Origin of the sequence: Pseudactinotalea sp. Z1739, from assembly GCF_049725055.1 — a bacterium.
Classification (GTDB): domain Bacteria; phylum Actinomycetota; class Actinomycetes; order Actinomycetales; family Beutenbergiaceae; genus CALKWS01.
Genome location: NZ_JBMPQA010000009.1, coordinates 135,180 through 159,871, shown reverse-complemented (window position 1 = coordinate 159,871; position 24,692 = coordinate 135,180). Strand labels below are relative to the sequence as shown.

Annotated in this window: 15 protein-coding genes; 6 read left to right on the top strand and 9 right to left on the bottom strand. The window is 64.6% G+C overall.

Annotated features, from left to right (window positions below):
- Positions 1–220 precede the first annotated feature (220 nt).
- The gene (locus tag ACO0LV_RS13115; RefSeq protein ID WP_424788355.1) at positions 221–2,647 is read right to left on the bottom strand and encodes a hypothetical protein; all 2,427 of its coding nucleotides are present in this window, start codon (positions 2,645–2,647) and stop codon (positions 221–223) included.
- 101 nt (positions 2,648–2,748) lie between these two features.
- Positions 2,749–5,523 carry an FIMAH domain-containing protein gene (locus ACO0LV_RS13110; protein ID WP_424788354.1) on the bottom strand — a complete coding sequence of 925 codons (2,775 nt, stop codon included), beginning with the start codon at positions 5,521–5,523 and terminating at the stop codon, positions 2,749–2,751.
- A 416-nt stretch (positions 5,524–5,939) separates the two neighbouring features.
- On the opposite strand from ACO0LV_RS13110, the gene ACO0LV_RS13105 reads away from it, so the two are divergent.
- Positions 5,940–8,363 (top strand): hypothetical protein, encoded by a 2,424-nt coding sequence (locus ACO0LV_RS13105; protein ID WP_424788353.1) that lies wholly within the window; start codon positions 5,940–5,942, stop codon positions 8,361–8,363.
- Positions 8,364–8,470: 107 nt separating this feature from the next.
- Here the strand turns inward: ACO0LV_RS13105 and ACO0LV_RS13100 are convergent, their stop codons facing one another.
- Positions 8,471–8,701, bottom strand: a complete 231-nt coding sequence (locus ACO0LV_RS13100; protein ID WP_424788352.1) for a hypothetical protein — start codon at positions 8,699–8,701, stop codon at positions 8,471–8,473.
- 9 nt (positions 8,702–8,710) lie between these two features.
- Between ACO0LV_RS13100 and ACO0LV_RS13095 the strand changes: the two genes are divergently transcribed.
- On the top strand, positions 8,711–11,389 hold the full coding sequence (locus tag ACO0LV_RS13095; RefSeq protein WP_424788351.1) for a hypothetical protein: 2,679 nt from the start codon (positions 8,711–8,713) through the stop codon (positions 11,387–11,389).
- Between the two features lie 138 nt (positions 11,390–11,527).
- Here the strand turns inward: ACO0LV_RS13095 and ACO0LV_RS13090 are convergent, their stop codons facing one another.
- From ACO0LV_RS13090 to ACO0LV_RS13075, 4 genes are all read right to left on the bottom strand, one after another.
- Entirely contained in the window at positions 11,528–12,451 is a 924-nt protein-coding gene (locus ACO0LV_RS13090; protein ID WP_424788350.1) for a prolyl oligopeptidase family serine peptidase, read from the bottom strand.
- A gap of 11 nt (positions 12,452–12,462) precedes the next feature.
- Complete coding sequence (locus ACO0LV_RS13085; protein WP_424788349.1) at positions 12,463–13,329, bottom strand: carbohydrate ABC transporter permease; 867 nt, start codon at positions 13,327–13,329, stop codon at positions 12,463–12,465.
- Positions 13,329–14,168 carry a carbohydrate ABC transporter permease gene (locus tag ACO0LV_RS13080; RefSeq protein WP_424788348.1) on the bottom strand — a complete coding sequence of 280 codons (840 nt, stop codon included), beginning with the start codon at positions 14,166–14,168 and terminating at the stop codon, positions 13,329–13,331. Before ACO0LV_RS13080 ends, ACO0LV_RS13085 begins: the two co-directional genes overlap by 1 nt.
- 173 nt (positions 14,169–14,341) lie before the next feature.
- Entirely contained in the window at positions 14,342–15,616 is a 1,275-nt protein-coding gene (locus ACO0LV_RS13075; protein WP_424788347.1) for an ABC transporter substrate-binding protein, read from the bottom strand.
- A gap of 679 nt (positions 15,617–16,295) precedes the next feature.
- Between ACO0LV_RS13075 and ACO0LV_RS13070 the strand changes: the two genes are divergently transcribed.
- Positions 16,296–17,276, top strand: coding sequence for a LacI family DNA-binding transcriptional regulator (locus tag ACO0LV_RS13070; RefSeq protein WP_424788346.1), 981 nt, complete (start codon positions 16,296–16,298; stop codon positions 17,274–17,276).
- Here the strand turns inward: ACO0LV_RS13070 and ACO0LV_RS13065 are convergent, their stop codons facing one another.
- Entirely contained in the window at positions 17,277–18,500 is a 1,224-nt protein-coding gene (locus tag ACO0LV_RS13065; RefSeq protein WP_424788345.1) for an AGE family epimerase/isomerase, read from the bottom strand.
- 137 nt (positions 18,501–18,637) lie between these two features.
- On the opposite strand from ACO0LV_RS13065, the gene ACO0LV_RS13060 reads away from it, so the two are divergent.
- The 3 genes from ACO0LV_RS13060 (at position 18,638) to ACO0LV_RS13050 (ending at position 23,385) form a co-directional block, all read left to right on the top strand.
- Positions 18,638–19,432, top strand: coding sequence for a 6-phosphogluconolactonase (locus tag ACO0LV_RS13060; RefSeq protein ID WP_424788344.1), 795 nt, complete (start codon positions 18,638–18,640; stop codon positions 19,430–19,432).
- A 23-nt stretch (positions 19,433–19,455) separates the two neighbouring features.
- Entirely contained in the window at positions 19,456–20,478 is a 1,023-nt protein-coding gene (locus ACO0LV_RS13055; RefSeq protein ID WP_424788343.1) for an N-acetylglucosamine-6-phosphate deacetylase, read from the top strand.
- 699 nt (positions 20,479–21,177) lie between these two features.
- Positions 21,178–23,385 (top strand): hypothetical protein, encoded by a 2,208-nt coding sequence (locus ACO0LV_RS13050; protein ID WP_424788342.1) that lies wholly within the window; start codon positions 21,178–21,180, stop codon positions 23,383–23,385.
- 312 nt (positions 23,386–23,697) lie between these two features.
- Here ACO0LV_RS13050 and ACO0LV_RS13045 read toward each other — a convergent pair whose 3' ends face one another.
- Complete coding sequence (locus ACO0LV_RS13045) at positions 23,698–24,471, bottom strand: SDR family NAD(P)-dependent oxidoreductase (RefSeq protein WP_424788341.1); 774 nt, start codon at positions 24,469–24,471, stop codon at positions 23,698–23,700.
- Positions 24,472–24,692: the final 221 nt, after the last annotated feature.

The following is a 24,692-nucleotide window of genomic DNA, read 5'->3' as shown; positions in this document are numbered from 1 at the left end:
GCGCTGGAAACGGTCACGGGATACCCGAGCCGCTGGATACCCGGGCCGCAGTAGACACTGCCATCCCGGCGCCGCTTCGGCCTCAAGCGCCACCGGCACGGCCTCGCGTTAGAGGTTCGGCCCCACGGGGGTAGGAGTTGCTGCGGGTGTCAAGGACCCCGCAGCCCATCGGGGCTGAGCCGACCTGCTCGGCTCAGCCCCGCTCCGACCCAGTCAGGTGTCAGTCCGACACGCTCGCGCACTGACCGGAGGCCGGCCCCTGCACCTGATTCTGGCCGCCCACGGGCGTCTCGTCGTTTCCGGAACAGTTCAGCGGCCCGGCGATCTGGTTGCCTTCCAGTCGGACCTCACCGGTGGAGCCGGTGATCTGCACCCCGCCGGAGATCTCGTTGCCCCGAATGTGCACGTCAACTGCTCCGGTGCTGCGCAGCGGCCCCCGAGTGGTGGAGTCTGTCAGGACCAGAGAGGCACCCTCGGCCACGGTGATCGGGCCTGCAAGGTCAGCATCGGTGATGCAGGTGGTGCCATCCCGTAGTTGCAGTGGTCCGCGGTGCGTGCCTTCGATGGTCTCATCGCACACCGGTTCATCCGCTGTGAGGTGATAGCGGAAGACGTTGGTCTCGTTGGCGTAGAACACATCGGAATCGGCAACTGTGGAGCGTTGGACGCCGGAGGAGACGAGCACTTCCACCTGACCCTGAGCAGGGTCGAACTCGAAGAGCCTGCCACCGGCATTGCCGTACATGTGCCCGTCTGCGGGGTTGTGAGTGAGGGCACCCGCAGTTCCCCAGATGTTGGAGTGCGGGATCCCCGAGTCGATCACGCTGGTGATCTCGTGTTCCACGGTGTCGTACTCAACGAGATCCCCGGCGTCCGTCATGGCCCACAGGCGGCCATCGCCGTCGAACTCGATGCTGTGCACGACTTCGGCACCGGGAACCACGCTCGAGGAGATCAGGCCGTCCTGCACGTCCCAAGCGAAGATCTCTGCAGTCTCCTGCGTGGGTGTCGAGTCCAGTCCACCGTGGATCGACGTCCCGCCGTAGACAACGCCGTCGGCGTAAGCGAGGTCGGTGACGCTCTGGTCCTCGACTACGGCACGGTGGGTCTCGGACTCTCCGGTGACCGGGTCGAACAAAGTGAGTGCTCCGCCCAACTCGCCGTAATTGGGGATCGTGCCGGCAGCGACCATGTCGCCCGCGCTGATCATGTGCCGCGGGCGGTCCTGGCCGGTCGCGTCCCGACCGAGGGTGAGGACATGGCGGGGGTTCGTGCCCCACTCCCAGGTCTCGTCGGCCTCGGCGGTGTAGAACTCGGCGTTCGGGTAGGTCCCGATGACCGTGAGATCGTCATGGGCGGTGATCGAGTCCGCCTGCTCCGGTCCGTCCAACTGGGTGACGGTATTGGTCCCGGGGTCGATGCTGGCCATGACGCCCGGGCTCAGGTAGGCACCGACGTAGACCTTGCCATCGCCTCCAGGGGCGAGGGACATGATCGTCACCGGTGCGCCTTCGGCTTGGGAGGTCACGACATCGCCGTGTCCGGTCTCCAGGTTGTAACGCCAGATGTGACCGTCGGCGCGTACACCGATCAGGGTGCTGCCAGGGAACTCCGCCAGGCCGAGGTCGGCCAGGAAGACCTGGCTGGTCTGCCCGATCTCCTCGGCGATCGCAGAGTCCTGCAGTCCGATGTCGAACGGTTCACGCTCATCGATGTCGTAACCCCAGGCGACGTCATCGCTGTCGAGGTAGTAGAACGCACCGTCAGCGGTCTCAGTGGTGTAGTGCCACATCCCGGCAACAGGCAGGGAGTCGATCCACTCCTCACCGTCGTGAACGTGGGCGGTGGCGCCATTCACGACGCGGTGGGACACGAGCCGGAGGTCCTCGTAGCGCTCGACGCGCTGAATGAACTCGCCGCTTTGGGCTACCGGCTCGGGAAGATCGATCGTCGTGGTCTCTCCTCCGGCGGGGTCGATCGAGATGAGTTGCGCGGGCGTGCCGCCCCCGACCCACACCTCATCGTCGTCGGCATGCAGCCCCCAGGCATAGTCTCCCTCGGGGATGGTGCGCCCGAACTCGGTGATCTCATCGGTGTCCCGGTCCAGGGCGAAGAGGTTCGCGTTCGGATAGGTCGCCCCGTACAGGGTGGAACCGTGGGAGTCGAGGGTGCGTAGCATCTGCTCACCGGCGACACCAGAGGCGAGTTCGGTCAGTTCCCCGGTGTCGGGCGCATAGCGCCACAAGGTGCCGTCGTTAGGTCCACGGACGCTGAGATGCACCGTGCCGTCCTCGGCAGCATCGATCGCTGAGGCCACGGAGTACGGGTCCATGTAGTGCCGGTCCAGCAGTTCCCCATCACGCAGGTCGACCATGTTGAAACTGACCGGCTCACCGTCGGAGAACAGATAGCCCACCGGTGTGCCGTCGGCGAGTTCGCCGACTCCGGACAGCCGCACGTTGACCGAGTGCATCGCCACCCCCAGGTCGGTGGTCTGCCCACCTGAGGTGCTGGGCTCAGTTGAACCGGGGGTGGCGGCGGCTGGCGTGAACGCCAGGCCTACGGCCAGTGCTGTGCCGGCGGTGGCGACCAGCCCGCGGCGCATGGGGCGCAGGTTTCGGTGCGTGGTGCTGTCTTGCCATGACATGCGATCTCCTGTCATCGGAATCGGATCTGCGCGTGGTGGCGCGCACCGCTCCGGCTCGCGCCACCACGCTTCATGCGGTCAAGCCCTTGTATCCCGATCGATCACCCCACCTGATCCAGCACCGACCGGACCTGGGCGAGCAGGTCGGTTTGAGCCTGCTCGCTGACGGTGTCAGGTTCCTTCGGGTTCTCTAGATGCTGGGTGACCCGCTCCAGCGCCTGCGCGGCAGGGTCGGGGCGGCCACCCTCCAGGTGGTTCACAGCCTGGTCCAAGGCGTTGGACAGTTGATGGGCGACCGGTCCGGCAATGTCGCCGGCTTCGATGTAGGCGGCCAGATCGGTCTGGATGACCTGCACCTGCTGCACCGGCGTACCCGGAGTGCCACCGCCGTCGTCGGGCACCCACCGGTACAGCGACCCACCGCGGTTGTAGTAGTAGCTCCCGTTCCGGTCGATCGCCAGGTTCTGCAGGCCGGTCTGCAGGGTCGTGAGCCGCCAGGTTTCCGGGTCGAGTTCGAAGAGTCTTCCAGCGGTGACGCCCACCAGGGTGCCGGCGTTCCAGAACAGGTCTCTCGTGGTCCAGTACGCTGCGGAGTCGTCGGTGTTGAAGTAGCGCTGGCTGCGTACCACCTCCATCGTGGCAACGTCGACTTGGAAGATCGTGTTGGCGGTCATGCCCCACAAGTAGCCCTCGTCGTCGAACGTCAGGCCGGAAATGTTCTGCTCGCCCGGTACGGGGACCCCGTAGTCGATGACTTCATGACTCTGGGGGTCGACCGTGAACAACCGTCCCTCCGAGGTCGTCGGATCAACACCCAGGCCACCCCAGATGCCGGTTCCGCCGTAGAACATTCCGTCCCGATAGGCCAGATTGAGCACACTCTGGTCCTCGATCGGCTCGTCGATGACCTCAAAGTCACCGGTATCCGGGCTAAGGATGGAAAGTCCGCCACCGAGTTGGCCATAGTCCGGTACCGACCCGACCACGACCTCCTCGCCGGACGAGGCATAACCAACCGGCCTGTCCTGTCCGTGGCCGATCGCGACCCCGTCATCCGGATTAGCGCCGAAGTCCCAGGCCTCACCGGTGTCATACGTGCGCAGTCGCGCACCGGGATAGGTGCCGATCACGAGGTAGTCGTTGTGGGCGATCATTCCCTCGACCTGACCGGACATCGGCAGTTGCTCATGTTCGCCGGTATCGGCATCGACCCTGCTGACACCGGGGGGAGATGCGTAGCCGCCCACCCACACATCCCCATCCGGGCCCGTGGCGAGGGAACGGATCTGGAATGGAGTGCCTACAGCATCAGTGGCTGCGCTACTGGTCTCTCCGGTCTCAGGGTTCCAGATGTGGAATTCGGCGCTACTGGTGGCGGTCACGAGGGACTCACCAGGGAACCCGTCCAGGTCGACCTCTTGGATCCCCCAGCCCCGAGTTGATGCGCCGCCGAGATCCATCGAGATGTCGCGCCGTTCCTGTGTCTGCAAGTCGTAAGCGATCATGCCGCCACCGACGAACGGGATGAGCACTTCGACGCGCTCCACCCCTGAGTCAGTCGTCGTCACGGGAGGTGAGGCGGCGAAGCCGACACCGTTCTCGATGGTGTCGATCCACTCCTCGGTCTGCAGGTCGTAAACCAGAATGTCGTTCGAGGGCGTGATCCTGACGAGAAGCTTGTCCTGTGCCAGGTCGACGTCGTAGGCAAACTCTTGGTCGCTGTAGCCCGCTGGCAACGCCACCTCGGTCGCATCACCGGTCGCGATGTCGAGCCTGGTCAAGGCCGGAGTAGTTCCACCACCGGCGAAGATCTCACCATCGCCCACGGCGATGCTGCGCACGTATGAGTTGTCTTCAACCTGCTGGCCAAAGTCCTGCCATTCATCCGATGCGGGGTCGTAGGAGAGCACCTTTCCACCTGGGTAGGTCCCGAAGTAGACGGTCCCGTCCTCGTCGGTGTCGGCGTCCCAGAAGTACGTCTCTCCCAGGGGTTGTGCGGCGAACTGCTCGAAACTCAGGTCATCGGGGTCGAAGACGTAGACCTGTCCGGAGGAGGTGGCGACGTACACTCTGCGATCGGGCGCGGTGGCGTAGGCCCAGGTGAGAGTGCTGCCCTCGACCACCTCGGTGGTCAGGAGTTCACCTGTGAGAATGTCGACCGCGCTGAACTGCGAAGGTGAGCCTCCGGCTACGACGAGGCCGATGTTGCGCCCGTTCGCGTCCTGGGTGAATCCGGCCCCGGCATTGGTCACGCCTAGGATCGGCTCGCCCAGGGGCTCTTCGACCCCGGCGGCGTCATCGCTCTCGCTGGGCCGGAAGGAGACATTGTCCACCCAGCCATCGGAAACCCCGCCAATGGTGGTGTCGATCAGCACCTGCCCCTGGGCGGCACCTTCGGGGGCTGTGATGTCAACGTAGTACCGCGCCCACGAGCCAGGCGTGGGAGACACGTGTTCGTATTCTAGTGAGAGGCGCTCCCCGTCGTCGTCGAGGAAGATGACCGACGGCTGGAGTGTGCCGGAGTTGACGTACACGTCCAGGGCCAGTTCATAGGGTTCGCCCTCCTGGACGTCGATAGAGTCCGAGCGCAGCGCATACCCGCGTTCGGTGCTCTCATCCAACACCCGCATGCTCCACGACCCATCGCTGGCCCGGGTGTCATCGGCCCAGAACGCCTCGACCGAGGTAGCCCACATAGGATGCCAGTGCGACGGCCAACCCTCATCGTCGCGTTCCTCGAAACTGTGGTTGGCCACCAGGTTTTCGCTGGTCTCATCGGGGAGTTGATCGGGGCCGGCCACATCGGCGCCTGCCGCCGGTGCCAAGAGCCCCAGGGCGGCAATAGCCGCCACGGATGCCAGGATGCGTCGTCGCATGGATTCTCCATTCCGCGTTCACCGCCGTGGTGAAGCAGATCGTGCCGATGACATCGTCGACGGCTGGACCTGCCCATTTGCAATCGCTTGCAGTTGGGAACCTACCGATGGTCGCGACGGACTGTCAACCATTCGGAGACCGATCAGAGAACCGCGCGCAGGCCGGCAACCTGCCTCGGCCAGGGACCGGCGACCCGCCGGTTCGGTGAGGCGGGGCTTGACCTGCAAGCGATTGCATGGAATGGTGCTGGACCATTGTCAGTGGTCGCACCGTTGGAGCGGGCCGCGTGGGTTGGGCTCCGGGTCCGGGTTCGGATGGAAGTCGGCTTGGTGGGTGGGTCCCTGGCGTTCAGGGCGTAGGGCTCTGTGTGGTGGCTCGTGCGATGGCAGCCGGGCGTAATGAGGTAGGAGGCTCAATGACGAAATCGATCCTTCCGGTCCCGGGCCCGAGGCGGCGTCGGCTGGTTGCAGCCGGGACGGCGGTTGGCCTGTTGGCTACGTTGATGGGTGGGGTGGCCCAAGCCGACCCACCGGGGGCGGAGCCGGCTGATCATCCGGACTTCGAGGTCGAGGAGGTGGGGCCGGCCATCTTCAGCACGAACGTCCGTAGCGGTGAGTTCGGTTTGGACAGTGATGGGACCGAGGTGGTGTATGCGCTGTCGAACGGTGAGCCGGCCACCTTCAGCGTGGTGGATCCTGCTACCGGGGAGCGGTCGTATGCCCAGGCGCTGGAGGATTACGAACTCGGTGGGTTCTTGACCCAGGCTGATGATGGGCAGGTGTACTTCACTGCTCGCACCGGTTCCTATGCGGGGCTGTTCCAGTTCGATCCGGAGTCCGAGGAGATCACGAATCTGGATGTCGATCTGCAAGGTCAGCGGGTGCTGTACGACGGGGCGATCGATGAGGAGGGCGTGCTGTATTTCGGCACCTACCCCGATGCCATGGTGATGGCGTATGACACCAACACCGGTGAACTGCGCGATTACGGCAGCCTGACCGATGATGCCGCCTACGTGTTCTCCCTGGGCCTGGTCGATGGCGAAGTTTGGGCCGGCACCGGCCCGGTGCCGCATCTGTTCCGTCTGGACCCCGACACCGGGGAGACCACCGAGATGTTCCCTCCAGAGCACGTCATGGACAACGCCGACTGGTTCATCGGTCTGGAACACCGCGATGACCATGTGTTCGTGCGGTTGTCCCCGCGCGGCGGGTATGACATGGCCGTATATCACCTGGAGGAGGAGCGGTGGCTCGATGAGGTCATCGAGGGGACTTTCGATACGCCGGTTTCCGACGTGATCGACGGCAAGGTGTACTTCCTGGTCGATGATGTGGTGACCGGATTCGATGTAGAGAGCGAGACCGCGTTCTCCACCGGGTTCGAAGATTCCTGGCTGTGGCAGGAGATGTCCGAGGCTGTGGGCACCTACGCCCTGACCGCAGTCGACGGCGAGGACGGGCCGATCGTGACCGGAATCAACACCGATGGTCAGGTGTGGCATTACCACGTGGAGTCCCAGGAGGGTGAATTGGTCCATGCTGATGTGCTGGGGTCCCCGGCCGGGGCACACTCGATGGGTGTGGGCCCCGACGGGGCGGTCTACATGGGTGCCTACCTCAGCAGCGGTGCGATGAGCCGGATCGATCCGCAGACCGGGGAGATCGACCACATCCGCGGGCCCAAACAAGGTGATGCGATCATCACCCACGACGATCAACTCGTGGTCAGTTCCTACCCGGGTGCAGGTGTGCACATCGGCCCTGTCGCCGGTGGTTGGCAGTGGGGGCAGGCACAAGAAGTGCTGCACCTGGACCGCGGCTCCCCGTACTACCAGGACCGCATCTTCGCCATGGCCTCCATGGACGAGCAGATCGCGGTGGGAAGCGTGCCCGACTACGGCCAGGTTGGCGGTGCACTAACGGTCGTGGACCCGCGCACCGGCGACTACGATTTCCATCGCGACGTCGTCGAAGGTCAGTCGATCGTGTCGCTGGCCCACCACGACGGTGTGCTGTACGGGGGAACCTCGATCCACGGGGGTATCGACAGTTCGCCGGTGGCCGATGCAGCGGAGTTCTTCCTGTGGGATGTCGACAGCGCCGCATTGATCTCCAGTGAGGTCATCGATGAGGACGTCAGCATCATCAACCAAGTCACTGTCGACTCCTCGGGGCTGGTCTGGGCATTGACCAATACAGGCTTGGTCTTCACTGCCGACCCAGAAACCGGTGAAGTGCTCGACCGTGTCGAGACAGGACTGGCCACGGGCAACAACTGGGGCAGGACCACGTCGCTCTACGAGCACGACGGCTGGGTGTACGGCAACGCCGGGTCGTCACTGTTCCGGATCAACCCGGATGACTACGAGGTCGAGACGATCGTCGACGGCGGTGTGCGAGAGTCCGCAGTGGACGGAACCGGCCAGATCTACTTCGCCGGCAGCACCAATGTCTACGCACTCAACGCTACGGCGCCTGCCTGTGATGAAACCATCACAGGCGCGCACAACGGTCCGTTGACGTTGGACGAGGACACCACGTGCATCGTTGATGCCACGCTGCGAGGACCACTCACAGTGGATGACGGTGCCTCGGTGTACATGGAGAACTCATCGCTGGAAGGGCCGCTCAACGCCTCCGGCGCTGACGACGTCGTTCTCGAGGACTCGGCCTTCAACGGCCCGGTCAGTATTCAGGACAGCACCGGCACCGTGGCGTTGGAGGGCAATGAGATCTCGGGTCCGCTTTCCTGCACGGAGAACGCGCAAACGCCCCAGGGCGGACAGAACACCGTGACCGGGCCGACCGGCGGCCAGTGCGCGGAGTTGGTCGAGTGACCATCGCCCGGCCCGCGCGCAGCGGAGTGACGCTTCAACCGAAAGATCCTTCAAGAACGGAAGTGACAACGGCGATGCAGCCGAGAAGCCAACGAACCAAGGTCAGATCACGTGCGGCCATCGCGCTCGGTGCCGCGGTGCTGCTCGCAGTGCCCGTGGCGTCTGCTGGGGCACTTGCTCCTACTCAAGGGCTCCCGGGCGAGGAACTCCAGGTCACGAATCACAGTTTCGAAGACCCGGTGCTCGACGGTGACATCCCAGGATGGGAAATGCGGTTCGGTGCCGCTGGAGACGGCGAAGGCACCGTGGTTGACGACGTTGCCTACGACGGCGAGCACAGTTTCTGGATGGATAGCCCCGAGGACGATGTTGCGTACGGCCTGCTCAGTGACCCGATCGACATCACCGGCGGGGAGGAGTATGAGGCGTCCTACCACGTCTGGGTCGAATACGGCACTCCTTCGATGTACTTGTACTTCTACGATGCAGACGGTGAGCAGGTAGCCCAGAGCAGTGATCATTTCCGAAACCTGCCAGCAGAGGAGTGGGTCCGGGTTTCCCTGAGCGGCACCGCACCGGAGGAGGCCGTCAGCGCCGGGATCCTCGTCTATTCACTCCAGAACTCGGTCTCCAGTTTCTACGCCGACCAGGTCGAGTTGACACACCAGGCCCCACTGGACATCACCGACCACGGCGTAGCGATGCATACCCCGAACGTGCGGCTGGCTGACGCCACCGTCCTCGACGACGGAACTCCCGTGGGATTCCTGTTCAACGACGGGAACCCGGTGAGCCTGAGCATGGTCCACCTGGGCACGGGGGAGGCGCTGGACCGCCACGAGTTCCCCGACCACGCCATGGCGTCCGCGATCGCCATCGACGAGAGCGACGACATGGTTTACCTCAGTGTGCGCTCCCCGAATGACGGCACGCTGTGGAGTTACGATCCGCACACCGGTGATCTCGTAGAATTGGCCACCAGGGTGGTCGACGAGGAGATGCTGCGTTCGCTGCTAGTCCATGATGGAACGCTCTACGGCTCCACCTACCCGGATGCCAAGGTCTACTCCTATGACCTGGACAGCGGCGACATCCATGACTATGGAACAGTCGATGAGCAGTCCTCCTACGCCTGGGGCTTCGAGGAGGTTGGCGGTAACCTCTGGGTCGGTACGGGCACCAACCCCACGTTGAACGAGGTAGACGTCGACACCGGCGAGATCTCCCGTTTGGACGTCCCCGCCGACATCACCGATAACGCCGACTTCATCAACCGCATGGTTCGCCACGAGGATCTCGTATTCGTGGGGTACTCGCCCGGTGGGGACTCGAGTATGGCGGCCTATGACCTGGAAGCCGGGGAATGGTGCTGCACCGACGTCGACAGCCTGGGCACCTGGACCGAGGACAACCATGAGGGTGCGTTCTATTACATCGACGGCTCCGAAGTGCGCGGCTTCGACATCGACTCCCGTTCCGACTTCTCCATCGGATGGGGCGAGTCGGAGTTGAGCGGCGAACTGACCGATACTCGCTCCCTGCATCTGCTGGAGTTGGATATGCCCGACTATCCTGGGACCTCGCTCCTGGGCATCCGCGAGGACGGGGCGCTTTGGGTGTTCAACCTGGACGACCAGCACGGTGAGGTGATCGATTCCGATATCCAAGGAGCGCCCGCCACTATCCAGTCGATGGATATTGGCCCAGACGGTAACGCCTACACCGGTGCCTACCTCAGTTCCGGGGTGATGGCTCGTGTCGATCACGCCACCGGTGATCTAGAGGCCCTCAACGGACCCGGGCAGGCCGACGCACTCGCGACGGTGGGTGACTCCCTCGTCGTCGGAGCCTATCCCGGCGCTTCCTACTACACCGGGGACGCGTTCTCGGAGTGGGACTGGGGTACCAACCCTGCACATCTCTTCACTGTCGGCCGCACGGCAGGACAGGATCGCACCTCCGCCCTCATCGCTGCCGGCAACTTGGCGGCAGCCGGAACCGTGCCGAACTACGGTGAGCTCGGAGGAGCCTTGGTGCTGTTCGACCCCGACGGCGGTGAGCAGCAGATACACGAGGACGTTGTACCAGATCACAGCGTCACCGCCTTGGCCTACCGTGACGGGCTCGTCTACGGCGGGACCGGAGTGCACGGTGGTCTGGACAGCGACCCGGCCGATGGCCCCGCTGAACTGTTCGTGTGGGACGTGGAAGAACGGGAACTGCTGACCTCAACACCTGTTGACGGGGCCGAGTACCTCCACAGCCTCGCCTTCGACGCCGACGGCCAACTCTGGGCGATGGCCGATACTGGCGCGCTGTTGGAGTACGACCCGCACGGACACGAGTTCGTCGGAAGTGTCGCAACAGGGCTGTCCGGCTCGAATATCTGGGGACGGATCAGTGAGATGAACCTTCACCCCGGGAACGCCATGATGTATGGCAACGCCGGTGGCCGTTTGTACACCTTCGACCCCGCCGACGGTGAGTTCAGGACCTTTGGGCCTACGGGGATCCGGTACTCGGCGATCACCGAGGACGGGACGCTGTACTTTACCGACCAGACCAACGTGTACAGCATGGTCATCGACGGGGCGGAACCCGTCTGTGAGGAAGCGATCAGCGGCACCCACGATGGTGGGTTGGTCATCGATAGTGGCACTGTTTGCCTCGAGGACGCGACTATAAACGGGGGTATGCAGATCGCTGCCGAAGCGGCGGTGATCATGTCCGACTCCCATGTCCGTGGGCCGGTGGACGTTTCCGGTGCCGCTCAGGTGCAGGTCGTCGGCAGTGACCTGCGAGGCGCGGTTACTATTCAGGACGTCACTGGAGAAGTCAGGATCTCCGACAGTGAGATCCACGGCGCGATGGAACTGACTGGGGGTGAGCACCCCGAACCGGCGATCATCAGCGGCAACCTGATCCGCGGCCCACTGGTCTGCCAGGACAACGCCGCAGTTCCGATCGACGAAGGAGCGGTCAACGACATCGACGGGCCCGCCACGGGCCAATGCGCCGACTTCTGAGCCAGACGCCACGGGTAACGTCGACGCCCGGCTGTTCCTCAAGGGTGCGGCCGGGCCTCGGCGCGCCAGCGGGCTAGCGCCGAGTAGTCCACAACGGCCGCGGCTTGCGCCCAGGGCTGCGCGCCGGGGGAGGTGTCCTTAGGGGTGAGTGAGGCTCTCGTGTAGCCATGCCGTGCACGCCGCCAGCACATGGGCCGGCATCGGATGACCACCGTTGTGGTGCAGCCACTGAGGTACCACGACGTCGCCCCACAAGTGGGTCACGCCGTCGATGAGGTGGCGGTTGTGCTCGCCATCGGAGTCACCCCCGCCGACCAGGAGCAGGGGGCGAGGTGCAACAAGTTCGACGATCTCGTCCTGATCGCGGTCGGCGGGGATTTTCGATCCCAGGTACCAGGGGTCGCTCCAGTTGGAGAAGGCGAAGCCGAGGCCCGGTTCGTGGCAGGCGACCGCGTTCACGTGCGGGTCGAGGGCACCAAGATGCAGCGACAGTTTGCCGCCCAACGAATGGCCGAACACGCCCAACCGGTCGGGGTCGGCCAGGCCCTCCTGGAGTACGGCGCGTACGGCAAGCATGAGGTCACCGATGCTGCGTCCCAAGGCGGTCATCGGCAGCGTCCGGGCGTGCCGGGCAGCCGCGGGACCATAGCGCTCGGCGAGGCTCGTCGCGGCAGCTGCCGCGTCGTCGTCGGCCGCGTCGGTCTCGAACCACCACGGCACGGCGAGCACCGACAGTCTCGCCCGCGCCAAGGCTGGACCCAGCGGGTGCTGCGGGACCTTTCCGCTGATCCGGGTGCGCGCCGATTCCAAGCCGAACACCGAGGCAGCATCGTAGAAGGGCACGATGACGACTGTCTTGGCGAGACCGCCCTCGGGCTGGAAGAGTTCGGCGTCCAGTGCGCTGCCGTAGGAATTTAGCGACAACGTCCGGAACTTCCCGGGTGTGCCGATGTCGGGGTGCGCGGAGGGGTCGGAGATCTGCCAGTACCCCTGCGGATCCGGGCGCGCGCCCAGGTGATCCAGCCACCACTCGCGCAGTTGATCGTTGCCGAGCGCTTCCATTCCGGACCGGTTTACTTGATGCCGGACGTCATCACGCCCCGCACGAAGTAGCGCTGCAGGAAGATGAAGACCAGCAGCGCCGGGATGAAGGTCACGACTGCCGAGGCCATGAGGGTAGCCAGCGGAACTTGCTGTTCCTGCAGCGTGTTCAGTCCGACGGTGAGGACGTAGTTGCTCGGAGACTGCTGCGACACCAGCGGCCAGAGGAAGTCGTTCCAGTGCCATAGGAAGACGAAGGTGCCCAGCGTCGCCAAGATGGGTTTCGTCTGCGGCAGGACCACCGACCAGTAGATACGGAACTCCCCGGCGCCGTCGATGCGCGCGGCGTCGATGATTTCATCTGGCACGTCCTTGATGAACTGGCGCATGAGGAACATCGCCTGGGCATTGGCGACGGTAGGGGCGATCATCCCCCACATCGTGTTCAGCCCGCCAAGTTGTCCGACAATGATGTATTGCGGGATGATCGTGAGGTGGTAGGGGATCATCAACATCGCGATGAATACCCAGAAGATTACTTCGCGGCCCATGAACCGCTTCTTGGCAAACGCGTATCCGGCCATTGACGCGAACAACAGCACCAAAACGACGGAAACGACCGAATAGACCGCTGAGTTCCACGCCCACTGCGGAATGTTCTGGCTGTTCAATGCATCACGATACGAGTCCAGCGACACAGACGAAGGGAACAGCGAATCCGGGATGTTGATTGCCACCCCGGGCTGCAGGGAGATGATCACCATCGCGTAGAAGGGGAAGAGGGTGATCAGGGCGGCCAGCACCAACGCCACGTATGTGCCGCGACTCGTGGGCTTACGCCGTAGTTTCTTGGAAGCACCGGCGATGTCGAGGACTGGTGCAGTCGTCGTTCCAGCCATCAGTTGTCCCTCCCGAGGATGCGCCGCTGGATGAGAGAGAAGATCAAGGTGATGATCAGCAACACCACACCGACAGCACTGGCGTACCCGAAGTCGAAGTAGCCGAATCCCTGGTCGAAGATCATGTAGGTCAGCGTGTAGCTGGCGCGGACCGGTCCACCACCGGTCATCACGTAGATCGTGTCGAAAGCCTGGAAGGACTTCACCGTCTCCAGGATCAAGACGAAGAACAATGCAGGTTTGAGCAACGGCAGGGTGATCTTCCGGAAGCGTTGCCACGAGGATGCTCCGTCGAGTTCGGCAGCCTCGTAGTAGTCACCCGGGATCGCCAACATCCCAGCGAGCAGGATCAGCATGTTGTAGCCGAAGTTCAGCCAGGCGCTGACCAGGGCCAGCGCGGGCAGCACCAGGACGCTGCTCTGCAACCAACTGCCGACGTCGAGTCCGAGGATGCTCAACCCGGAGTTGATCGGACCGCCGGCGCTGAAGATCCAGATGAACACGATCCCGGCCAACACCGGGGAGGTCACCACTGGCAGGAAGTAGATGGACCGGAAGAAGGACATTCCGCGTAGCAAGCGGTTACACAACTGGGCCATCGCGAGTGAGATCGCCACCGTGAGGGGGATGGCGATCGCCGCGTAGATACCAGTGACCCGCAGGGCGTTCCAGAAGAGCGAGTCGGCGAACAGTCGTCGGTAATTGTCCAGCCCCTGCAGGGTGAAGGTGCCGGAGAGGCCGTAGTCCCCGAAACTCAGTACCGTGCCATAGAGGGCAGGGGCAATCCTGAAGATTGTGAAGAAGAGAACATAAGGCAGGATGAAGACATAGGCCACCATGGCACCTTTTGACCGCCACAGGGGGGTTCGCTTGCGCTGCGGTGGATCGGTGGTTGGCCGCTGATCCACAGGGGTGACGACTGCTGTCATACCAGGAATGCCTTTCACCTCAGTACCACGTGGCTCGGAGCCAACCAGGGGCCGGCTCCGAACCACGCGCTACGGATTGGTTGTCAGCCGGCCCGCTCCAGCAGGTCGTTGACCTCCTGCTCGGCGGCGTCGAGCGCATCCTGCGGTTCGGTTCCCTCAAGGAGCACCGACTGGATGTGCGGGCGGATGGTGTCAATGATCTCCCGGGCCTGCGGGTGCATCACGCCGGAGCGGACCGTGTCGAGATACTGGGCGCCCTCGGCGGTCTGCGGGTCGTCAGCGAAGATCTCATCGGTATCTACGTCCTCGCGCGGCGGCAGGAACCCGGAGTCAGCAATGAACTCCTCGATGAACTCCTGGTCGGACAGGAAGTGCACGAACGCCTGCGCGGCTTCGGGGGAGTCGGTGGTGTTGAAGATGGACCACGCTCCCACCGAGCCGGAGGCGACCTGCTCCACGTTGGTCATCGGGGCAACAACGTCCATGTTGTCCGAATCGATCGTCGTCCGGTGTTCGCCGAGGTTCGCGCCCATGATGTAGCCCACGTTGCCCTGGCCGGCTTGGCTCTGTTCGAAGGTTGCGCTGACGCTCAACGGCTCGTCGGGAACCCAGCCCTCGTCGACCATCTCCTTGATGAATTCCAGCGCCTCGAGGCCCTCGGGGCTGTTGAACGCTGCTGCGGTCAAGTCCTCGTTGAGTACCTCGCCGCCGGCCTGCCACAAGAACTTGTAGTACGTGTGGTTCAGCGTGCTGGTACCGGAGTATTCGGAAGCGTAGTAGCCGGCGTCCTGGAACTGCGGTGCGACGTCGCGGAACTCATCCCACGTGGTCGGGCAGGTCTCGACGCCGGCTTCGTCCATGACCTCGGTGTTGCAATAGGTGGTCATGATCTGCATCAACAGCGGCGCGCCGTATAGCGTGTCGTCCCAGGTCATGGCCTGCAAGGAGGAGTCGATGAAGGCGGTATCCCAGTCATCGCGCAGATCATCCAGAGGCAGCAGTAGGTCCTCCTCGGCGTACTGCGGAATGAAGTCGGGGTTGAAGTAGACCACATCCGGGGCATTGTTCCCCGCGATCGCCGTCACCAAGGCTTCCTCACGGTTCTGGAAGGCTTGCATCACGACCTCAACCTCAACGTCGGGGTACTGCTCGTTGAAGGCGTCTACGTGGGGCTCCCACCAGCCGAGGGAGTCCACCGTGGCTAGCGGGTAGGTCCAGACCGTGATGCTGCCTGAGACTTCCTCGGGATCGTCAGGTACTCCGCCACCAGCGTCGGAATCGCCGTTGCCGCAAGCGGCAAGGAGCAGGGCTGCACCTCCCACGGCTGCTGTTGCGGAGACGAACTTTGAGCGCTTCATGTGATCCTCCATCATTGGGTGAAGCGGGAGCGGTAGATATCGCTTTCTTGCAATCGGTCTCAGCACCAGGCCTTGCAAGCGGTTTCAGTCAGGTTAATGAGGCCCTTCCAAGGCTGTCAACGCATTGCCGGCGCGGTGGGGTAACGGTTTGGTCTCGTGAGCGTGCGGGTCTGCTCAGCGGGTTGCGACATCTCCGCGACTCCCTATCAAGCCTGGTTCTGCGGCCTTCCGGGCAGCCGCCCCAGCGGCGGGCGCAGTAGCACGGGGTGATGAGGTGGATGCAGCGACACCAGTGGTCCGCAGAAACTGCCTGCCGGTGCATTGCCACACGTGCAACGTTCCGGCAGGTGCACCGCTCCCCTCCTTTCGAGTTTGCCGCCACAAGGGTGAGAAAGCCTTTTCCGGTAACCTAAGTACCTGTGAGGGGCTTGTCAAGACTGAGGTGCAAGCGGTCCCATTGCAGCGCCATGCAGGTCCGCGCTGGGTTCTGCGTGGAACGAACGCCGGAAATGCGGGTGCGTGAGTGCCGAGAACGCCGGCGTGGGCGATCAGCCGGCACGGGTGGGGCGAAACCCTGCTCAAACTGAGTGACATCGGGGGAGTCCCCGCCTATCGTCGGGTTACCTAGCGCATCACGCGTTAGCATCAACGATCGGCTCGATGCCGTGGAAAGGTGCGCATGAAGCGCGTGACGATTTACTCGATCGCCAACGAACTGGGCGTCTCGGCATCGACTGTCTCTCGAGCCTTCTCCAGGCCGGACTTGGTCAAGCCCAGCGTTCGCGAGCAGATTCTCAGAACGGCCCAGGAGTTGGGCTACGCACCGAACCGGGCCGCTCGCGGGCTCGCCACAGGGCGCACCGGCTTGTACGGGCTCATGGTCCCCGACATCACCAACCCCTTCTTTCCGCCGTTGGTGCGGGCAGTGCAACACGCCTCGGCCCGGTACGACGCGGATGTCGTCCTGACCGACTCCAAGGGCAGCGCGAGCGCCGAGGAGGATCTGGTGCGCCGCATTCGCCCACAGGTCGACGGCCTCATCATTGCCTCCCCGCGGCTGCCCGGCACCCGGGTGAAAGAACTGCTTCGCGGGGTGCCGAGCGTGGTGGTCAACCGCTCGGTTCGGGGGGTGCCGACGGTGGTGGTAGATAACTCTCGGGCGCTCCAGGAAGCCGCCCGGCATCTACAAGAACTGGGGCATCGGCGATTTGCGTTGCTGCGCGGACCGGGCGGCTCGTGGGCAGCGATGCGGCGTACCGAGGCGATCCGGTCCTGGTCAGCAGAGGAGTCGGTCGAGTTGGTCGAGATCGGCCCGCTGGAGGCTCGGTTCCTAGACGGTCGGGCCTCGGCCCAGGAAGTCGTCGCTTCCGGAGCGACCGCGGTGTTCGCCTTCGATGACCAGATGGCTGCGGGAGTGATCGCCGGGCTGAACGACCTGGGCGAGCAGGTGCCGCGGGATCGCAGCATCGTGGGTTGCGACGATGTGCTGCTAGCCCAAACCATGACCCCGGGACTGTCCACCATCACGGCGCCGTTCGCCGACCTCGGGTTCGAGGCCGTGGAATTGCTTCACCGGCTCATTGCCGGGGAGACGGTCAAAGATGTCACGCTGCGCGGTGAACTGGCCATCCGGGGCACCGTGGGTCCGGCACCGAACTGATTAGCGCTTCGACGGCACCTGCAGATCCACGATCTGCATCAGGTTGCGGGTGATGTGGAACGGGTCCTTCACCGGTAGGGCAACCACCCGGTCCAACGGCTGGCCGGCACGGTCGCGGATCTGGATCCACTCCGCCCCGTCGACACCACCGGGAAAGGTGCGCAGGGTGTAGTCCCAGATGAGTTCGAACCACGCTCCGGAGCGCTCGTCTCCGTAACGGTGGTGCGCGATCGCTGTGGTGGCGGCCGCTTCGGAGTGCACCCACCACAGTTTGCTCGACCATGTCGACTGCACGAGTTCCTCGTACGCGGTGCCACTGGTGCTGCCGGTGGGTTGCGCAGGCCCCGTACTGTCGGTGTACCGCAGCAGGCCACCATGGTCAGGGTCCCAGCCCAGGGCGCAGAGCGTGGAGACCGACTCCAGCAACGGGGCGCGGTCCCGATCGTCGGCAAGAAGATCCAGCGCCTCCAGCATCACCCACAGCCCCTCGATCGCGTGGCCGGGCACCCGGTGCCGGTGCACCAGGCTGGCGGCGTCCGGCCCGGGCATCTCACTGAACGTGCCATCAGCTTCGCGGTGCCAGAGCACGTCCGTGAGCGACTGGGCCAACTGGTCGCGCGTGTGGTGGTGCCGGTCCAACTCCGTGGCTGCCTGGGCAACGACCAACAGTGTGTTGGCCAGGATCATCTTCGGACCGTAAGCGCTGTGACCCTTCGGAACCGCATAGGGAGGGGTGGGTGCTGTGCCGGCCAGATGATCGGCACGCGCCCGTTGCAGAATCGGTATCGCCGCATCGAGCCATCGGCGCTCACGGCTCACGCGCGCCAACTCGGCCAGGCCCATCACCACGAACCAGTCGGCGTAGATGCTGTGCTCTGGTTGGGCATCCACCTCGGGCACGCCGCCCTCGCGGCCCACGACGAACCGGGTGGTGTGGTCGGCCAGCACCGCGTGCTCGAGCAAGAACTCAGCGCCGCGCTCGGCCCACTGGATGGATTGCGCGGCGTCGATGCTGAGCAGCCCCCGCTGGGCGAGGTCGGCTGCCCTGGCGAGTGCCCACACGAACCGACCCTGTGACCAGGTGAACTTGTCCGTGGAGACCATTTGCCGGCCGCGGTTGTCGAAACAGGTGAAGAACCCGCCGATCCGCTCGTCGATGCCGCGGTCGATCCAGAACGGGAGCACCACGGACTCCAGGTGGCTGCGTGCTTGGCCAGAAACCATTCAGTGTCCTCCCCGGGCGTGACGCCCCACCAATGCGAGGTGGCGGGGTCTGCGGCGCGCCGTTGGTTGCGTTTGGCGACATTCGTTGGATACGGTTCGTGCAACCGCTTGCATCTAATCGTAGTAGACGGAGAATCATGTCCGCCAATGATGTCGTGCCCGCTGCGGGCACCGTGACCATCTCAGCCGACGCCGCCGAAGCCGGCCGCCGCGCCGGCGAGGTCGCAGCACAGGTGCTGCGCGATACCCTGGCAGAGCGCGGACAGGCGCGGGTGGTGTTCGCCAGTGCCCCCTCGCAGGACGCCATGATCCGCACTCTGACCTCCGCGGAGGGGATCGACTGGACCAAGGTCACCTCACTGCATCTGGATGAGTACCGCGGCATCGACCCCCACCACCAGGCCGCATTCGGTCAATGGCTCGCCGACCGGCTGCCCGAGCAGGCCCACGGCGGGCTGGACCGGATCCGCACTCACGGCACGGCCCAGGCGGAGATCGACCGGTACACCCAGATCCTGCATGACAGACCGATCGACCTGGTGTGCCTGGGCATCGGCGTGAACGGTCATCTGGCGTTCAACGAGCCCGGTGACACCAGTTTCGATGACCCCCGAGCCATCCGTGAGGTGGAACTGACCCACACGTCGCGCAAGCAGCAGGTCGACGAGGGGTTGTTCACCAGCCTCGATGAAGTCCCGACCCACGCTCTGAGCATGACGGTGCCGGCGATCATGCGCGGCGCGGCTCTGGTCTGCACTGTCCTCGGAGGAGCCAAGGCCCACGCAGTCTCCTCCTCGCTGACCGGCGAGGTGACCGCCCGGGTGCCTGCGACCGCACTGCGCACCCACGAGCGGATGTTCATGTTCCTTGACGAGGGTGCGGCGAGCAAACTTCCAGGCGACTTCCCCGCTGAACGAGGTGAGTCGCGCTGACCACGGTGGGGCACACTGACCACGTGGACCGATCGCACCGAACGCCCGGCCTGATCGACCTGCAGGTCAACGGCTATGGGGGTTATGACGTCAACGCCGACGACGTCACGCCCGAGACTGTCGCCGCGCTCACACGGAGTCTGTGGGAGCAGGGCGTCACCACCTACCTGCCAACGGTCATCACCGCCAGCGAGGACAAGATCGCCCACAGCCTGGCTCAGATCGCCGGTGCCCGGCGCAGCGATCCGTTGATCGCGCACAGCATCCCGGGGGTGCATGTGGAGGGTCCGTCGCTAGCGGCCGACGACGGCCCACGAGGTGCACACGATGCCGCTCAGTTGCGTAACCCGGACCTGGGCGAACTGGATCGCTGGCAGACGGCGGCCGAGGGCCTGGTCCGGATCGTGACACTCGCCCCGGAGCGTCCTGGCACCGTCGAGTACATCAAGGGCGCCGTGCGCAGGGGTGTGCGGATCTCGATCGGGCACTGCGCACCCGAGCAGGAACACATCTGCGATGCGGTCGAGGCCGGCGCCACACTTAGCACTCACCTGGGGAATGGCACCTACCCGGTGCTGCCACGCCACCCGAACCACATCTGGGCGCAACTGGCGCAGGACCGACTGTCCGCCATGTTCATCCCCGATGGCCACCACCTGCCTGCCGATACCTTGACGGCGATGATCCGGGCGAAGTCGGTTGCGCGCACCGTGTTCACGTCCGACTCCGCCGCCCTGGCCGGGATGCCAGCGGGTCAGTACGAGACCCCAGTCGGAGGCTCGGTGACCGTAGGCGACGATGGGCGCCTGACCCTGACCGGGACGAACCTGCTGGCCGGGTCGGGTCACTCGCTGCGCGCCGGTCTGAACTGGGCCCAGCAGAATCTGCCCTTCAGCCACGACGAACTGTCGGCCATGGTCACCACCAACCCGGCCGCCTTGCTCGGGCTCTCCAAGCGGGTGACCGGCGGCGCCGACACGGTGGACCTCGTCGGCACCAAGGTCATCGCCACCCGTGTGGCGGGCATCGAGGTCCACCGCGCATAGGCAAGGGTTGCGTCACGTTCCTAAGCGCCGTCCAGGGCCTGTCGGTCACCATCGTGCCGGGGCCTGCAGCGAGTGGTGCTGGAAGACATTGCGGCTGGCTGTCGTAGTCGTGCAGGCGTGTGCGGAGAGCCGCGATGGCTGGGCATCCAGGAGCACTGCCGGGAATAGGCGTCGGCGTGGAAGTCATCGATGATCTTGATATGGCGTCCTTGGATGAGGATGCCAGGGCATGCGCAATCAGTGCCCTTCGCCCCCGCGTCCTCATAGTAATTCGAGCGCAGCGTTGGGCTTTGTTGATCGGCGTAACCATTGCCGCCGCAGCCGTTCCTGTCTCGAGCAGGCGACACGGATCGAAGCGATACCTCGTCCGGGAGCTCTTGACCCGCAACCGATTGCATGCGAGAGTTTTCGCGCTCACGCATCGCGGTTGCCAGGAGGTGCCGGGCTGATCGCGCAACACTTTCCCGCGAGTCGGGATGGTTGGTGGGCCAGTTGCACAACGAGACAATGAGGTGACGGTGCATGAATTCCGCGGGATCCACGAGGGCTGTAAAGCAGGCTGAAACGAGACGGATACGGGTGGGGATCACAGCCTCAGTCTTGGCGGTCGTGATGGCAGGCTCGCTACCCGCCCTCGCAGACTTCACGCCGGGTGAGGAGGTTGCTCTTGGTACCCCGATCGAGGGTGTTACCTCGCCCATGGTGGCCTTCACCACAGCGCCAGAGGGGACGCCGGAAGCCGTCTATGTGGCCAACAGTGATCCGGCGGTGGCTTCGGTGGTGGACGTGCGCACCGGAGAGCGCCAGTTCAGCCAGGAACTCGACGGCGTGGTAGCGTCTTGGGGCTCACAGGCGGCCCCCAACGGGGATGTGTACATCGGTTCGCAACGCAATGGCACCTTGTACCGGTACGTCCCTGGCTCAGAGACGATCGAGGCGGTGGGTCGGGCGATCGAGTCTGAGACACATCATTGGGGGCTCGACATTGGCGAGGATGGCTATGTCGCCGGCGGGACCTACCCGAATGGCAAGGTGTTCGGTTATGACCCTGCCACGGGGGAGTTCACCGACTATGGGCGACTGGTTGATGGCGTTGATTATGTGCGTGATGTGGCGGTAGGTGAGACGCACATTTACGCAGGCACGTCGCCCAGCGCGCATTTGGTCGAGATCGACCGGGAGACGGGCGATGTGCTGGAGATCGAGTTGCCTGAGGCGTACCAGGGCGAGGCTGAGGTGTACAACGTCAGTTATCAAGGGGGGTTGGTGTTCGCGCGGGTCACTCCAGTCGGAGTGACGCTGGTGTATGACCCACACGATGACTGGGCGCTGCTCGATGAGATTTCTGAGTCCACGGCGTTTCAGGTCTCACCACCTGACGATGACGGTGTGGTGTACTTCGATGGGACAGGCGCTGTGATCGCCTACGACACCGCAGCAAGAGAGTACGAGCGACGAGAAGGCGTGTCGTTCTCGAACCGCGGGACCGAATGGCTGGAGTTGGGCACCGAGGAGTTCCCCGGCCGCACCCTGGTGTCGTCCCACTTCGGCGGAGAGATGTACCTCTATGACCCGGTGACCGGGACGAACACACAGGTCTCGGCTGATGTTGCCGGCGCCCCGGTTGAGTTGCGATCACTCGGCACCGGGCCGGACGGAGACGTCTACGCCGGTGGGTATCTGTCTCCGCCGGGGATGGCCCACGTCGATGCGGATAACGGCCAGACCCAACTGCTGCCGGGCATCAGCCAAGTTGAGGGCATGGGCGTGCACGGAGATGACCTCGTTCTTGGGGTCTACCCGAACGCGGGGATGTACGCCTATGACACCATCGCGTCGTGGGATGCGCCGGGCAACCCCTCCGGGCCCACGCGGATCGGCGAGCAGCAGGACCGACCTGTCGCGATCACCTCGATCGACGAGGCGCGCGTGGCAATTGGCACCGTGCCGGTGTCGGGTGAACTTGGTGGCGCGCTGAGTCTGTGGGACGTGGAGGCGGACCGAGTGGACACGCACCGGAACGTGGTCGAGGACCAGAGTGTGATAGCTCTGACCGAACGCGATGGGCTGATCTACGGAGGGACTTCGATCCACGGCGGGTTGGGCATCGACCCCACTGCCGAGGACGGCGAACTGTTCATCTTCGACCCGGAGACCCAAGAGGTCGTGCACGCCGAAGTTCCCGTGCCGGGCCAGCAGTACGTCGCTGGATTGGCCTTCGACGACGAGGGGCTACTCTGGGGGTTAACCGCCGGGTGGTTGTTCACCTACGATGTCGAGGAACGCGAGGTCCTCCGCGTCGAGGAGATCATGGACGTTGGGCAACCCGGTGCCTACTGGGTGGGCCGTGACCTCGTCTGGAGCGATGAGCGGCTGTTCGGTGTCACTGGTGGTGCGTTGTTCGAGATCGATCCGGTGGACTGGAACATCACGGTACTGGCCGACGGCTCGGTGCAGAACCTTGCGGTCGACCGTAACGGGAGTCTGTATTACACCCGAGGGGCGAATCTGTTTCGGTTCGATCTGGCGGAAGGGCCGAGCGACCCGGTCTGTGATGAAACGATTTCGGGCACCCACCGTGGACCGCTGCAGGTCACGGACGGCACTACATGCATCATCGATGCTGAGGTGAGCGGCCCGACCACGGTCTTCGCGGGGACTTCATTGGTGATGGCGGACTCCACGATCTCTGGGCCGGTGCGGGGATCTGGTGCGGTGGACGTTCAGATACGAGATAACGAGATCTCCGGCCCGGTGCAGATCACCGACTCAATCGGGCAGGTCCGGGTTCAGGGTAACCACATCAGCGGCCGACTGGCGTGCTCTGGCAATGCCGAGACTCCAACAGGTGGGGACAACACCGTACGAGGGACGGCCACAGGCCAATGCGCAGGTCTGGCCGATTGAACGGCTGGGCTCGCATCGAATCCACCGGGCTTGGGAAAGCTGCTCCCGACGCGCGCCTCCCGGGCTGGCAGATCCGGTGACCCGTGAGCGCAGAGGCCACGCCTCTCATGGCTTCATGCAGGGGTAAGGCCTGCATGAAGCATGTCAGTGAGCACCTCCCTGGTCGCCACCTCGGGCCTGCTCGAGGGCTGCTGGACACCGGGGCGGGCCGGAGTAGCCCAACGACAGGTGCGTCGCCAGCGATCGCGCTGCGTCGTCGTCGTCCGTTGTGGGAGTGCCCGACCACATCGCAAGGCCCCTGCGGGCCGCAACTCAGCGCACGGACGCCTGACCGCCGTCGACCGGGATTAACTGGCCCGTGATGAACCGGGAACCGTCGGAGGCCAGGAACACCATCACCGGCCCGAGGTCCTCCTTGGGATCGCCGTACTTCTGCCCCAGGGCGATGGCCTCCTCGTTCTGCCAATAGTGCGCGGTGCGCCCGTCATGATCCAGCCGGGCGATCGCCTCGTCGTACATCGGGGTGGCGATCGCGGGCAGGATGGCGTTCACCCGGATGTTGTCCTTGCCCCACGATCCGGCGGCGGTGCGGGTCCAGGAGTGCACTGCGCCCTTCGACGCGGAATAGGCGGGGGCCGAGATCTCCGCACGCAGGCCCGAGATCGACCCGAAGTTGATGATCGATCCGCCGGCGCCCTTCATGTGCCGGTGCGCGGCGGCGTTGGTCAGCATGGTCCCGCGCACGTTGACGGCGAACATCAGGTCCCAGTCCGCCACCGGGGTGTCCTCAGCGGCGGCGGAACGCTGGATCGCGGCCGGGTGCGCCAGGACGTCCAGCCCGCCCATCTGCTCGACCGCCTCGGCGAACACGGTGTCCACCCTGCCCTTGTTCGACACATCGAGGTTCCGGTAACTCGCCGAGCCGGGCCCGGTCTGGGTGGCGGCCTCGGTCACTGCGCGGCCCTCGTCGTCGAGCACGTCCATCGCCACGACGGTTGCGCCCGCCTCCACGTAGGCGGCCACGGTGGCCGCACCCATGCCGCGGGCGCCTCCGGTCACGATGATCTTCTTGCCGGTCAGGTCCATGATGCTCCCTTTCCTTGCTGGACACAATCGGCCCCCAGTATTCCTCGCCGAGGCATGGCCCGCCCGGTGGGCCTACCTGCCCGCCGGGCCTTGTCCGTCGCGTCAAGCACCCGTCCGCCCGCCGAGCTCGGTCTGCCCGCCGAGCACCCCGTCGGCGCGTCGGGCACCGTCGGTCCGCCGGGCGCCGTTGGCACTTCGCCGCCGAAAGAGGCAGGCTGGGA